Source organism: Streptomyces sp. NPDC007971, from assembly GCF_042958635.1.
In the GTDB taxonomy this organism is placed as follows: domain Bacteria; phylum Actinomycetota; class Actinomycetes; order Streptomycetales; family Streptomycetaceae; genus Streptomyces.
In genome coordinates this window covers 14622-28067 of sequence record NZ_JBIBJK010000026.1, presented here as the reverse complement: position 1 = coordinate 28067, position 13446 = coordinate 14622, and the positions used below count along the sequence as shown (strand labels likewise).

The 13446-nt window shown below is 73.4% G+C and carries 11 protein-coding genes; 5 read left to right on the top strand and 6 right to left on the bottom strand.

Going from position 1 to position 13446, the window contains the following annotated elements:
- Positions 1-205: 205 nt before the first annotated feature.
- On the bottom strand, positions 206-1429 hold the full coding sequence (locus tag ACFZCP_RS39065; protein ID WP_391439020.1) for an Ig-like domain-containing protein: 1224 nt from the start codon (positions 1427-1429) through the stop codon (positions 206-208).
- A gap of 235 nt (positions 1430-1664) precedes the next feature.
- On the opposite strand from ACFZCP_RS39065, the gene glgX reads away from it, so the two are divergent.
- From glgX to ACFZCP_RS39040, 5 genes are all read left to right on the top strand, one after another.
- Positions 1665-3911 (top strand): glycogen debranching protein GlgX, encoded by a 2247-nt coding sequence (glgX, locus tag ACFZCP_RS39060; protein WP_391439016.1) that lies wholly within the window; start codon positions 1665-1667, stop codon positions 3909-3911.
- Positions 3912-4022: 111 nt separating this feature from the next.
- The gene (locus ACFZCP_RS39055) at positions 4023-4529 is read left to right on the top strand and encodes a SigE family RNA polymerase sigma factor (protein WP_391439011.1); all 507 of its coding nucleotides are present in this window, start codon (positions 4023-4025) and stop codon (positions 4527-4529) included.
- Positions 4530-4539: 10 nt separating this feature from the next.
- Entirely contained in the window at positions 4540-5094 is a 555-nt protein-coding gene (locus ACFZCP_RS39050) for a hypothetical protein (RefSeq protein ID WP_391439008.1), read from the top strand.
- A 138-nt stretch (positions 5095-5232) separates the two neighbouring features.
- Complete coding sequence (locus ACFZCP_RS39045) at positions 5233-5982, top strand: glycosyltransferase (RefSeq protein ID WP_391439005.1); 750 nt, start codon at positions 5233-5235, stop codon at positions 5980-5982.
- Positions 5979-7223: a hypothetical protein gene (locus ACFZCP_RS39040; RefSeq protein WP_391438997.1), complete on the top strand. Its 1245-nt coding sequence runs from the start codon at positions 5979-5981 to the stop codon at positions 7221-7223. The genes ACFZCP_RS39045 and ACFZCP_RS39040 overlap by 4 nt, the downstream gene beginning before the upstream one ends.
- 106 nt (positions 7224-7329) lie before the next feature.
- Here ACFZCP_RS39040 and ACFZCP_RS39035 read toward each other — a convergent pair whose 3' ends face one another.
- The 5 genes from ACFZCP_RS39035 to ACFZCP_RS39015 all read right to left on the bottom strand — a co-directional run bounded on the left by ACFZCP_RS39035 (position 7330) and on the right by ACFZCP_RS39015 (position 13413).
- Entirely contained in the window at positions 7330-7620 is a 291-nt protein-coding gene (locus tag ACFZCP_RS39035) for a hypothetical protein (protein WP_362698222.1), read from the bottom strand.
- Between the two features lie 225 nt (positions 7621-7845).
- A complete protein-coding gene (locus ACFZCP_RS39030; RefSeq protein WP_391438993.1) occupies positions 7846-9609 on the bottom strand; it encodes an ABC transporter transmembrane domain-containing protein in 1764 nt (587 codons plus the stop codon).
- Entirely contained in the window at positions 9606-11441 is a 1836-nt protein-coding gene (locus ACFZCP_RS39025) for an ABC transporter transmembrane domain-containing protein (RefSeq protein ID WP_391438985.1), read from the bottom strand. Before ACFZCP_RS39025 ends, ACFZCP_RS39030 begins: the two co-directional genes overlap by 4 nt.
- 87 nt (positions 11442-11528) lie before the next feature.
- Positions 11529-12173, bottom strand: coding sequence for a response regulator (locus ACFZCP_RS39020; protein ID WP_391438978.1), 645 nt, complete (start codon positions 12171-12173; stop codon positions 11529-11531).
- Positions 12163-13413, bottom strand: coding sequence for an ATP-binding protein (locus ACFZCP_RS39015; RefSeq protein WP_391438973.1), 1251 nt, complete (start codon positions 13411-13413; stop codon positions 12163-12165). The genes ACFZCP_RS39020 and ACFZCP_RS39015 overlap by 11 nt, the downstream gene beginning before the upstream one ends.
- Positions 13414-13446 lie beyond the last annotated feature (33 nt).

The following is a 13446-nucleotide window of genomic DNA, read 5'->3' as shown; positions in this document are numbered from 1 at the left end:
CACTCCCCCGGCCCCCCACCGACGCCCCCGATATCGGCCGCACGTTCAAGTTGTTCTCCCCTCGCCGGACCAGGTCAGGCCCGCTCCCCACCACTTTGGTGTGCGCATGTTAACCGCCGGGATTTGAGCGAGGTGTCAGGCGAACGTCACCGTTCCGTCGCAATTTCAACCTGTCACCCCGCCCGGAACCCCATCCCTCACCCGGTTACTTGACCGCGCCGCCCGCTTTCCATTCCTTCCACTCCATGTTCCACCCTCCGAGGCCGTTGTCGGGAGAGACCGTTTTGTCCTTGCTGTTGACTACCTCGACGACGTCCCCGACCAGGCTGCGGTCGAAGAACCAGCCCGCCGGGGTGTCCGAGCCGCCGCCCTTGACGTCCTGGAGGCCCACGCATCCATGACTGACGTTGACGTGTCCCGGGGACTCGGGCGACCAGTAGTTGCCGTGCAGGAAGGTGCCGGAGTCGGTGAGCTTCATGGCGTGCGGGACGTCGGGGATGTCGTACTCGCCGCCGAAGCCGACCGTGCGGCTGTTCATGCGGGTCACCTCGAGCATGTCCATCACCACCATCTTCCCGTTGTAGGTGGGGTGCTGGGGGGCGCCCGCGGTGATCGGGACGGTGGCCAGCAGCTCGCCGTCGCGCCGCACGTCCATCATGTGGCGGGCCGCGTCGACCAGGGACACCTGGCTGCGGCCGACGGTGAAGGCGAAGGTCTTGTCCTGCAGGCCGTAGACGCCGGGCGCACCCTCGACGTCCCTGAGGCCGAGGTGGACGGTGACCTCGGTGCCGGGCTTCCAGTAGCGCTCGGGGCGGAAGTCGAGGCGGTCCTTGCCGAACCAGTGCGGGCGGATCTCCACTGGCGGGTTCGCGGTGACCCGTACGGCGCGTTCGACGTCGGCGCGGTGGGCGATCTCCTGGCTGAAGGCGAGGGAGACGATCATGCCGGTGCCGACGGTGGCGCGGTTCTCGGGGGTGACGTAGGCGATGAAGCGTTGCTCGGGGACGTAGGTGGTGAAGGTGGTGTGCCGGGCCGAGCGGTGGCCGTCGGCGTCCAGCGCGACCGCGTCGACGGTGTACTCGGCGGCGAGCGCGAGGCGTTTGTCGTCCGGTTCCCAGGTCAGCCCGTCGGCGGTGATGTGTCCGCGGACCGGGGAGCTCTGTGCGTCCTGGGACTTGACGACCGTCACCTTCTCCAGACGCCCGGCGGGCACCCGTACCCGCAGCCGGTCCTCGGGCCTGACGGCCTTGCTGCCGTCGTCCGGGGCGACCCTGATGACGTCCTCGGGGGCCGGCGGTTTGCCGAACACCCGGTCCATGCCCAGGGGGCCGGAGCCGGCCGAGGAGCAGCCGGCCAGCAGCCCCGCCCATGTCAGTGCCGCGGCCAGCGCGGCTCCCGTGCGCCGTGCGCGTGCTTGTACGTGCCTCACGCGAGGCTCAACGACCGGGCACGCTCCGGGGAAACGTGAGTGCGACCCCCGCGCTGGGCAGAACTGTGAGGAGGACGACCGGGGAGCCTCCCTGCGAGGGGGTACCCCCAGCCCGCGTCGGAGCCGTCGGGGCGCAGCCGCCACCGGGAGGCCGGGTGTGCCCACGGGCACCCTCGGCCCTTCGGCGCGGCCGGCCGCGCCCCGCGGGCGAGCCACTGAAAAGAGGGGCCGACAGGTGACGAGCGCAGCGGAGCAGCGGGCACGGGCCGGGGAGCCGGCCGCCGGGAGCGGGCACCCTGCCACCGCGGTCGGCGGCTCCCGCCGCGCCCTGCCGCCCGTGCCACCGGTGTGGCCGGGTGCGCCGACTCCGCTGGGGGCCCGGTTCCGGGTCGGCCCGGACGGCGTCGCGGGCACCAACTTCGCGCTGTGGGCGGCCGGCGCGGAGGCGGTCCGGCTGTGTCTGTTCGACGAGCGCGGCCGGGAGACCCAGGTTCCGCTGGCCGAACTCACGCACGAGATCTGGCACGGCTTCGTGCCGGGTGTGATGCCCGGCCAGCGGTACGGCTACCGGGTACACGGCCGCTGGGACCCCTGGGTCGGCGCACGCTGGAACCCGGCGAAGCTGCTGCTGGACCCGTACGCCCGCGCGGTGGACGGCGAGTTCGGGCTGCCGCCGGAGGTCTACGGGCACGTGCGGGACTGGCCGCAGCAGCAGGTGGCCGACACCGTGCGCGACGACCGGGACTCGGCGCCGCACGTGCCCAAGGGCGTCGTCGTCGACGATGACGACGACTGGGAGGACGACCGCCGGCCGAAGACCCCGTGGGCCGACTCCGTCATCTACGAGCTGCACGTGCGGGGCTTCACCAGGCTGCACCCGGGCATCCCCGCACACCTGCGCGGCACCTATGCCGGGCTGGCGCACCCGGCGGCGGTCGAGCACCTGGTGAAGCTGGGCGTCACGGCCGTGGAACTGCTCCCGGTGCACCAGTTCGCGCACGAGGACCACCTGCTGCGCCGCGGCCTGAGGAACTACTGGGGCTACAACTCCATCGGCTACTTCGCCCCGCACGCGGCCTACGCGGCCTCCGGGAACACGGGGCAGCAGGTCGGCGAGTTCAAGCGGATGGTCCGCGCGCTGCACGCCGCCGGCATCGAGGTCGTCCTCGACGTGGTCTACAACCACACCGCCGAGGCGGGCGAGCTGGGGCCCACCCTGTCCCTGAAGGGCATCGACAACCGCGGCTACTACCGCCTCCAGGACGACGCCCGCCGGTATGCCGACTACACCGGCTGCGGCAACACCCTGCACGTGGTCCAGCCCCAGGTGCTGCGCCTGATCACGGACTCGCTGCGCTACTGGGTGACGGAGATGGGCGTGGACGGTTTCCGGTTCGACCTGGCGGCGGCGCTCGCCCGCTCGATGCACGACGTCGACATGCTCTCGCCCTTTCTGGCCGTCATCGCCCAGGACCCCGTGCTGCGCCGGGTCAAGCTCATCGCCGAACCGTGGGACATCGGCTCGGGCGGCTACCAGGTGGGGGCCTTCCCCCCGCTGTGGACGGAGTGGAACGACCGCTACCGCAACACCGTGCGCGACTTCTGGCGCCATGCGCTGCCCGACGTGCGGGAGATGGGCTACCGGCTGTCCGGCTCCAGCGACCTGTACGCCTGGGGCGGGCGCCGCCCCTACGCCTCGGTCAACTTCGTCACCGCGCACGACGGCTTCACCCTGCGCGACCTGGTGTCGTACGAGACCAAGCACAACGAGGCCAACGGCGAGAACAACCGCGACGGCACCGACGACAACCGCTCCTGGAACTGCGGGGCGGAGGGGGAGACGGACGACGAGCGGGTGCGGGCGCTGCGGCGCAGGCAGCTCAGGAACCTCCTGACGACCCTGCTGCTGTCCACGGGGGTGCCGATGCTGGTCGCCGGCGACGAACTCGGCCGCACCCAGCGCGGCAACAACAACGCCTACTGCCAGGACAACGAGATCGGCTGGCTGGACTGGTCCCTGCTCGACGATCCCGCCTGGCGCCCCCTGTACGACCTGACCTCCCGGCTGATCGGGCTGCGCCACCGGCACCCGGTGCTGCGCCGCCGCGCCTTCTTCTCCGGCCGTGCCCACTCGGCGGACGGGCTGCGCGACCTGGCCTGGTTCACCTCGCGGGGCGGGGAGATGACCGAGGGCGACTGGTACGCACCCGCCGCCACGCTTGGCATGTATCTGTCCGGCCGGGACATACCGGGCCGGGACGAGCGGGGCGCGCCGGTCGTGGACGACAGCTTCCTCGCGGTGCTGCACGCGGGCGAGGACCCGACGGGGTTCGTGCTGCCCGGCCCGCCGTGGGCCGAGCGCTACGAGGTCCTGGTCGACACCTCTCGCGAGGAACAGACCGAGGCCCCGGGCACGGTCCACCCGGCAGGTGCGGAGATCACGGTTCCGGCGAGGACGGTGCTGCTGCTGCGGGTCGACTGACACCTGCGCAACCTGTGCGTGACGCGGATCACGTCCTCCGAGTGCAGCGCCGAAGGGGGTCCAGAGCCTTTCCCCCTGTGAGGACAGTCGGCGAGAACGGGGACAGCGGGAATGGAGCAGGCTCGGGCAGGTGAGTACGACGCGTTCGTCGCGGCCCGCTGGTCGGCGCTGATCCATCTGGCCCGGCTGCTCACCGGCGGAGACCGGCACCGGGCGGAGGACCTGCTGCAGGAGTCCTTGGTCAAGCTGTGGTTCGTCTGGCCGAAGGTCGCCGACGAGGCGCCGGAGGCGTACGTGCGCAAGGTGCTGGCCCGGGCCGCGGCCCGCTCGGCCCGCCGGCGCTGGTGGGGCGAGCGGCCCGTCGAGGAACTGCCCGAGGTGGCCGTGGAGGGCGACATGTCCGCCGCCGTCGCCGAGCGCTCCCGGCTGGAGGCGGCGCTCGCGCAGCTGAGCCCGCCGCAGCGGGCCGCCGTCGTCCTGCGCTACTACCAGGACCTGCCCGACCGGCAGGTCGCTCAGACCCTGGGCTGCCCGGTGGGCACCGCCCGGTCCCATGCCGCGCGCGGGGTGGCCCGGCTGCGCGGGCTCCTGGCCGACGTCATCGAGCCGGTGGGGTGAGGGAGGAACCATGGACCAGCTGGATCGCATGGATCACTTCGAGCGGCAGCTGACGCAGCTGATGCACGGCACCCGGGAGCACGCTCCCTTCGAGGCCGGGCACCGGGAGCGGCTGCACGCGGGCGTGCGCACCCGGCGCCGGGTGCGGGCGGCCCGCCGCGTCGCCGGCTCCGCCCTGGCCCTGGCCCTGGCCGGGATCGGACTCGGGCTGCTCCTGTGGCCGCACGCTCCGGGCACGGACCAGCCGAGCGCGCCCCACCCCTGGCCCGCCGTCAGCCCGACGCCGAGCCCGAACACCTCGCCCTCACCGGACGACTCGCCCAGCTCGCCGCCCAGTTCGACCCCGACGCAGTCGCCGGACCCGGGCGGGACGACGCAGACCTCCTTCCCGCCCGCGTCGCCGGGGGGTTCCGACCCGGCCACCGACCCGGCCTCCGGCCCGCCCACCGCCACGGCGACCGCCACCTCCCGGGGCGCGGCCGCCCCTCCGTCCCCGACGGATTCCCCGACCCCGCCGGCCGACCCGTCGTACACCTCCACCGCCACGGCCACCCCGACCGGATAGCGCGCCGCTCTCCCGTCACTTCACCGCCGCGCGTGCCTTCGGCGCGCCTCGCACCAGAGAACGCAAGGGACTTACGTGATATATCTCCGCCCAGGCCGGACGGCACCGGCCAGGACCCCGCTTCCCCGGCGCGCGCCTTTGCCCACGCACCACGAGGAGCCCGTCCTGGACCTGGCGGTGCCCGTGTTCAACGAGGAGAAGGATCTCGGGCCGAACGTCCGGCGGCTGCACACGCATCTGCGGGAGACGTTCCCCTACCCGTTCCGGATCACCATCGCCGACAACGCCAGCACCGACCGCACGCCGGGCATCGCCGCGCAGCTCGCCGACGAACTGGCCGAGGTGGAGTGGATACGGCTGCCCGTCAAGGGGCGCGGCCGGGCGCTGCGCGCCGCCTGGTCGGGCTCGCGGGCGCCGGTACTGGCGTACACCGACGTGGACCTGTCCACCGGGCTCGCGGCGCTGCTGCCGCTGGTCGCGCCGCTCATCTCGGGCCACTCCGACCTGGCCATCGGCACCCGGCTCGCGGCCGGTTCGCGGGTGGTGCGCGGACCCAAGCGGGAGGTCATCTCCCGCTGCTACAACGTCCTGCTGCGCTGCACGCTCGCCGTCGGATTCTCGGACGCGCAGTGCGGGTTCAAGGCGGTGCGGCGCGATGTCGCCGAGCGGCTGCTGCCGCTGGTGCGGGACGGGGAGTGGTTCTTCGACACCGAACTGCTGGTGCTCGCCGAGCGGGCGGGGCTCAGGATCCACGAAGTGCCGGTGGACTGGGTCGACGACCCCGACAGCCGGGTCGACATCCTCTCCACCGCGCTGGCCGACCTGCGCGGCATCGCCCGGATGCGACGGGACCTGACCCGCCACCGTACGAGGCCGGGCGCCGCATGACCACGACCCTGCCCCGCACGCCCGCACCGGCCCCGGCCCGTCCGGCCGGCCTCCGGGAACGCCTGCACGCCGCCGCCCGCCACCACGGCCCGGTCCTCGCCCTCTACGGCGTCCTGAAGCTCATCGGCTTCGCCTCGTTCATGTACCTGCTGGACTCGGCCGGCGACTTCCGCACCAAGCACCCCCGCTTCGGCGGCGGAGCGCACGCCTGGGACGTGCTCGCCACCTGGGACGGCTGGTGGTACCAGCAGATCGCGGTGCACGGCTACGACCCGAAGCTCGTCCACATCCCGGGCGCCACCGGTCTGATCACGCTGGAGGGCAACTCGGCGGCGTTCTTCCCGCTCTACCCGGCGCTGATGCGGCTGACCTCCGCGGTCACCGGCCTGGGCCCGTACGGCGCGGGCATCGTGGTCTCCGTCCTCGCCTCGTTCGCCGCCGCGCTCGGGATCTACGCCGTCACGGAGCGGCTGGGCGGCCGACGGGCCGGTCTCGCCGCGGCGGGCCTGTGGGCGGTCTGGCCCGGCTCCGGCGTGGAGTGGGCGGTCTACTCGGACTCGCTCTACGTCGCTCTCGCCGCCTGGGCCTGCTACGCGGTCATGACCCGCCGCTGGCTCACCGCGGGAGTGCTCACCTTCGCGGCCGGCCTCAACCGCCCCACGGCCGCCGCACTGATCGCCGCGCTCGGCGTCGCCGCGCTGTGCGCGCTGCGCGACCGCCGCGACGGCGTGGTGCGCCCGCTCCTGGCCATGGCCCTGGCCCCGCTCGGCCTGCTCGGTTATCTCGGCTGGGTGGGCCACCGCATGGGCGACTACGGCGGCTACTTCACACTCCAGTCGGGCGCCTGGGCGCACAGCTTCGACTACGGCAAGCAGACCTTCGACGTGCTGACGTCCGTACCGGTGGGCCACTTCACGTATCTGTCCGCCTGGCCCTTCGCGGACGTGATCGGCGTGGGGGTCGTCCTGCTGGCCTTCGCCCTCGTCCCGCTGCTGCTGCGGCTGCGCCCGCCGGCGGTGCTGGTCGTCCACACCGTGCTGACCCTCGTCCTGGTCCTCGGCAGTCAGCAGATCTTCGCCAACGTCTCGCGCTACCTGCTGCCCTGCTTCCCGCTGTTCGTCCCCCTGGCCCTGGCGATGCGCCGGCTGAGCCTGCGCATGCAGTGCACGGTGCTCGGCATCGCGGCCCTGGCCTCCGGCTCGTACGCGGGCTACGCGCTGTTCGAACTCGGCGTGCCGTAGGCCCCGGCCCCCTGCACGTCCGGTCCCTGCGGGCGACCCGCCGGACCGGACGGCGAAGCCCCCCGCGTCATCTCCGCGGGGGGCTTTTGCCATCTGTTGCGTACGGTCAGAAGACGCTGTTGCTGCATCCCATGGTCGAACCGATGTGGGTGCCCTGGGCGCCCGGGTCTCCCTCGCCGTTGAGCGCGTTGCCCAGTGCGCCGTTGATGAGTCCCACCTCGCCGAGCAGGTCCAGGTTCAGGTCGTGCGACTTGCAGTTGGAACTCTGCAGGGCGCTGACGTTGTCGCCGCCCTTACCGCCGCCGGCAAGGACTTCAGCATGTGCGGTGCCGGCGCTCACGAGGCCGACGGCGCCAAGGGCGGCCACCAGGACGGCGGCCTTGCGAAGCTGGTGCATGTCATCTCCATGGGGTGAGTCGATGTGATCTGCCACAGATCGACCGCTTGCAGATAGGGAGATTTAATATGACGTCAGGAAAAAAAGGACATCGACACGCCGGTTCTATGATCTTCGTGGCCCGATGGGTGTGACGGTTCGTCAGAGGCCGCCCAGGGACGCCTCCCCTTGAGAAGTACTACGAACTGACCGCCGAACAGGTCGAGTTCAGGTGCGGTACCCCGCTCAGGAATCGGCTCCGTCGCCGTGCCACGTCCGCCACAGCGCCGCGTACGCCCCGTCCGCCGCCACCAGGTCCTCGTGCGTGCCCAGTTCCGTCAGGCGGCCGTCCTCCATGACCGCCACCCGGTCCGCGTCGTGGGCCGTGTGGAGGCGGTGGGCGATCGCGATGACCGTGCGGGACTCCAGGACCGCGGCCAGCGCCTGCTCGGTGTGGCGGGCGGTGGTGGGGTCGAGAAGGGCCGTCGCCTCGTCGAGGATCAGCGTGTGAGGGTCCGCCAGAACTACTCGGGCCAGGGCAAGTTGCTGGGCCTGCGAGCCGTCGGTGGGATGGCCGTGCGGACCGAGTCGGGCGTCCAGGGCGCCCGGCAGGCCGCGCACCCAGTCGTCGGCACCCACCGCCGCCAGTGCCGCCCACAAGTCGGCGTCCCCGGCCGCCGGTTCTGCGATGAGGAGGTTGTCGCGGACCGTGCCGAGGAAGACGTGGTGTTCCTGGGTGACCAGGACGACCTGGCGGCGCAGCCGGTCCGGCTCCAGCGCCGCGACCGGGACCCCGCCCACCGTGACCGTGCCGTGGGACGGTGTGTCGATGCCCGCGAGGAGTCTGCTCAACGTGGTCTTGCCCGCGCCGGAGGGGCCCACCACGGCGAGCCGCTCCCCGGGCCGCACCGTCAGGTCCACCCCGCGCAGCACCTCGCCGCCACGCTCGTAGGCGTAGCGCACCCCGCGCACGTCGATCCGGTCGTCCGCCGGCTCCGCGCAGCCGTCCTGCGTCGCCGCCCGCGGCGCCTCGGCGAGCCCCTCCACCCGGGCGAACGAGGCGCTGCTGCTCTGCAGCAGCTCCACCCGCATCAGGATCTGGTCCAGCGGCTCGGTGAACTGACGCAGATACAGCGCCGCGGCCACCACCGCGCCCACGCCCACCGCACCGCGCTCGTGCAGCCAGCCGCCGAGCAGCAGCACACCGACCACGGGCACGGTGTACGTCACCTCGACCGCCGGGAAGAACACGCTGCGCAGGTACAGCGTGTAGAAGCGGGTCCGGCGGGACCGCTCCAGGGTGTCCCGGCTCGCCGCGATCCGCCGCCGCCGGAGCCGGAAGGCCTCGACCGTCCTCGCTCCGGCCGCCGTCGCCGCCACGATCTCGGCGACCTCGGAGGTGGCCGCGCCCTCGGCGAGGTATCCGTCCCGGGCCCGCCGCAGGTACCAACGCAGCGCCGGCCAGATCGGCAGGAGACCCAGCAGGCCGAACAGGCCGAGCAGCGGGTCGAGCGCGAACACCGCGCCGAGCACGAACAGCGCCTGCACGGTGTACACCAGCAGTTCAGGACCGATGTCGCGCAGTGTCGTGCCGACGACCGCCACATCGGCCGTGCCCCGCGCGGTCAGGTCGCCGGTGCCGGCCCGCTCCACGGTCGAGGCGGGCAGCGCCAGCACCCGGTCGACGTACTCCTCGCGGACCCGGGCCAGCGTCCGCTCCCCGAACCGGTAGCCCACACAGCGGGCCCAGCGCGCCAGCAGCAGCTGGGCCAGCGCGCACAGCAGGATCCACAGCGCCAGCCGGTCCACCGCCCCGACCCCGCCGCCCGCGCGCACCTCGTCGACGATCCGCCCGACCAGCCAGGGCCCGGCGAGCCCCGCCGCGGCCGCCAGCGCGTTGAGCACCAGGGCGGCGCCGAACGCCCGCCCGTCGGCCCGCACCAGCCGCACGGCGGCCCGCCGCACCCGCGCCCGGTCGGCGACCGGCAGCAGTCCCCTGTCCGTCGTCACCGTACGGCCTTCCCCTCCGCGCTCACGGCGCCGTCCGCGTTCCCGGCGTCCGTCACGCACTCCGTGTCTCCGGCGTCCCCGGCGTCCCCGGCGTCCGAGGCTTCCTCCGCGTCCCCGGCGCCCCCGGCTTCCTCCGCATCGTCGGCGTCCCGGGCGACCAGCGCCCGGTAGCCGGGCTCCCGGGCGAGCAGCGACCGGTGCGGGCCGCTCGCCGCCACCTTGCCGTCGGCCAGGAACAGCACCGTGTCCGCGCGGTCCAGCACCAGCGGAGAGGTGCTCGCCACCACGGTCGTGCGGCCGCTGCGCGCCTCGCGCAGCCGCTCGGCGACCGTGGCCTCGGTGTGTGCGTCCAGCGCCGAGGTCGGCTCGACGGCGAGCAGCACCTCGGGGTCGGCCAGCAGTGCCCGTACCAGCCGGATCCGCTGGCGCTGCCCGCCGGACAGGCTGCGGCCCTGCCCCGCCACCGGCGAGTCCAGACCGTCCGGCAGCCCGCGTACGACGTCGTCGGCGGCGGCCGCGTGCACCGCCCGCCGCACGGCCGCCTCCCCGGCCGTGTGCTCGGCGGCGACGACCTCCCCCAGCGGTCCGGCGAACAGGTCCGCCTCGTTGTCGGCGACCACGATCCGGGCCCGTACGTCGGCCAGCGGGACCGCGTCGAGCCGTACCCCGCCCCAGGTGACGTCGGTGCGGCCGTAGCGGCCGAGGCGGTCGACGACCGCGACGGCCTCGGCGGGACGGGCCGCGGCCAGCGCGATCAGCCGGCCCGGCGCCGCCCGCACCCCGGAGGCCGGGTCGTACAGCTCGGCCGGCCCGTCCGGCGCGGGCAGCCGGCCCTCGTCCGGCTCCGGCGCCAGCCGCAGCAGGCCCACGACCCGGCGGGCGGCCACCACGCCCCGGTTCAGCTCGTAGGCCATCTCCACGATGAAGGCGACCGGGCCGATCAGCACCGCCGCATAGCCGTACACGGACACCAACTCGCCCACCGTGATGGACCCCTGGGCCACCAGACGGGCCGCCAGCCAGGTCACCACGGCCAGGAACAGCGTGGGCAGGCCCACCCCGAGCGCCTGCACCCAGCTGGCCACCGTGCCCACCCGGTAGCCCTGCGCGCGCAGCCGCTGGGAGTCCGTGCGGAAGGCGTCGGCGAACAGCCCCTTGCCGCCCAGCCCGTTGAGGACGCGCAGGCCGCCCGCCAGGTCGCCGATCCGCGCCGTCAGCACGCCCTGGCGCTCCCGGTACTCGCTCTCCGCGCCCTGCAGCTGCAGCGTCAGCGGCCCGGTGAGCAGGGCGATCACCGGCACTCCGAGCAGCACCACCGCGGCCAGCTGCGCCGAGATGGCCAGCAGCAGCCCGGCCACCACCAGGTACACCACGATCGAGCCCACCCCGGGCCCGACCACGGTCAGCGCCTGCGCGAGGGTCTGCACGTCGCCGACCCCGATGGTGACGACCTCACCGGCCCCGGCCCGGCGCGGCAGCACCGCCCCCAGCCGGGCCGCGTGCCCGACGACCAGCTTGACCGTACGGAAGTTGGCGTCCATCCGGACCCGGGTCATGGTGCGGTGCCGCATGATGCTCACCCAGGAGTTCAGCGCCCCGAGCCCGAACATCGCGGCCGTCCACCAGGCGAGCACGCCGAGGCTGCCCGGCACCAGCCCGTCGTCCACGGCCCGCGCCATCATGTACGGCTGCGCGGCCATGAGCACCATCCACACGCTGCCCAGCAGTGCTCCGGCCGCCGACCGTCCGGGCTGACGCAGCACCAGCCACCACAGGTAGTGCCAGCCGCCCCGTGTGTCGGGCGTGCCCGGGTCCTCGTAGGCGTCGATCATCCGTCCCCCGATCGGCTCGGCCCCGCTGGGAAACGTCGAACCTATCGGGGCTGGGGATGCCGGCTCCATCGAATAAGGGAGCCCTGTTCAGCCCAGGATGCCCCGGTCGTAGGCCACCGCCACCGCCGCGGCCCGGTCCTTGACGCCCAGCTTGGCGTACAGATGGGTGAGGTGGGTCTTCACCGTCGCCTCGCTGATGAACAGCTCGCGGGCGATCTCGCGGTTCGAGGTCCCCCGGGCGACCAGGACCAGCACCTCGCGCTCGCGCGCGGACAGCGGCTCGGCGCCGGGCTGCCGGGGGGAGCGGACCGCGTCGACGAGGCGGGAGGCGACGGCCGGGGAGAGGACCGTACGGCCCTCGGCGGCGGCGCGGACGGCGGTGAACAGCTCGTCGCGCGGGGCGTCCTTGAGGAGGTAGCCGGTCGCGCCCGCCTCGATCGCGGGCAGGGTGTCGGAGTCGGTGTCGTAGGTCGTGAGCACGAGAACCCTGGCGCGGGCGCCGCGGCTGGTCAGCTCGCGGATGGCGTCCACGCCGGAGCCGCCGGGCATCCGCAGGTCCATCAGGATCACGTCCGGGTCCAGGGTCGCGGCCCGGTCGACCGCCTCCACGCCGTTGGCAGCCTCGCCGAGCACGGTGAAGCCGGGGGCCGAGTCGAACATGCCGCGCAGGCCGTCGCGGACGACCGGGTGGTCGTCGGCTATCAGCAGGGAGATGGTGGTGTCAGCGGTCATCGCGCACCAACGGTACGCGAGCCGACACCGCCGTGCCGTGGCCCGGTTCCGACTCGACGGTGAGGGAGCCCGCGATGCGTTCGGCGCGGGCCCGCATGCCGTGCAGGCCGAAGCCGCCGCCGCTGGTGCGCACCGGGACGGCGGCCGCGTCGAAACCGGCACCGTCGTCGCGGACGTCCAGCGTGACCTCGTCGCCCATGAAGGACAGGGTCACCCCGACGCGGGCCGGGCGGGCGTGCCGGGCCGCGTTGGACAGGGCCTCCTGGGCGATGCGCAGCAGGGTCGCCGCGACCTCGTCGTGCAGCTTCTCGGTGGTACCGGTGACCGTGAACCCGGCGCGGACCCCGGTGCGTTCGCCCCATTCCGCGACCGTCTTCCTGAGCGCCTCGGGCAGCCCGTCGGCGGCCAGGGCCACCGGGGCGAGGTTGTGCACCGAGCGGCGGGCCTCGCCGAGGCTGTGCCGGGCGAGGGAACTGGCACGCTCCAGGTGGGTGCGGGCGGTGGCCAGGTCGGGGGCGTTCGCCACGACCTGGAGCTGGGCGATGATCCCGGTCAGGCCCTGGGCGATGGTGTCGTGGATCTCGGCGGCGAGCCGCCGGCGCTCGTCGGCGACGCCCGCCTCCCGTGCCTGGACGAGGAGCTGGGCGTGCAGGGCCGCGTTCTCGTCCAGGGCCTGCTGCAACGCCGCGTTGGTGCGGGCCAGTTCGGCGATCGACTCGGCCTGCGTACGGGCATGCGCAATCTCCTGCTCGGCGAACCGGGTGAGGAGGACCACCATTCCGAGGTTGGCGCCGAACACGAGGACGAACCCCAGCCACAGGACCGCGCTGTGCGGCGGCATGCCGCCGATCTGGCAGCCGGCCATCGTGACGGCCGTCAGGCAGAGACCGGGCAGGACCAGCCGGCGGGGCAGCTGATGGCGGGCACTGTAGTAGCCGGTGACGGCGTAGAAGGCGAAGAACGGGTTCAGCCAGCCGAGCACGAACCCGAGCGCCCAGCGTACGAAGTACAGGGTCACACTCGTGCGGTTCGGCACCGGCAGGTCCCGGACCGGCCGCCCGAGGGCCAGCTGCAGCACCAGGGCGATCACCACCAGCGCGCCGGCCACGTACTCCTCGCCCGTCGTCATGCCGACCAGGCGGGCCGAGCCGACGGCCGTCACCGCGCCCACGGCGAGCAGCGCGTAGGGCACCCAGTAGTCGAAGGAGACCCGGTGCTGCGGTGCCACGGCGTTCGTCATGCCCTCAGTCTCCGGCACGCCCCGGCGCGTTCC

Coding starts and splice junctions, on each gene's coding strand:
- ACFZCP_RS39055 (WP_391439011.1), top strand. CDS start 4,023: ATGGAGCAGGCTCGGGCAGGTGAGTACGACGCGTTCGTCGCGGCCCGC.
- ACFZCP_RS39050 (WP_391439008.1), top strand. CDS start 4,540: ATGGACCAGCTGGATCGCATGGATCACTTCGAGCGGCAGCTGACGCAG.
- ACFZCP_RS39040 (WP_391438997.1), top strand. CDS start 5,979: ATGACCACGACCCTGCCCCGCACGCCCGCACCGGCCCCGGCCCGTCCG.
- ACFZCP_RS39035 (WP_362698222.1), bottom strand. CDS start 7,620: ATGCACCAGCTTCGCAAGGCCGCCGTCCTGGTGGCCGCCCTTGGCGCC.
- ACFZCP_RS39025 (WP_391438985.1), bottom strand. CDS start 11,441: ATGATCGACGCCTACGAGGACCCGGGCACGCCCGACACACGGGGCGGC.
- ACFZCP_RS39020 (WP_391438978.1), bottom strand. CDS start 12,173: ATGACCGCTGACACCACCATCTCCCTGCTGATAGCCGACGACCACCCG.
- ACFZCP_RS39015 (WP_391438973.1), bottom strand. CDS start 13,413: ATGACGAACGCCGTGGCACCGCAGCACCGGGTCTCCTTCGACTACTGG.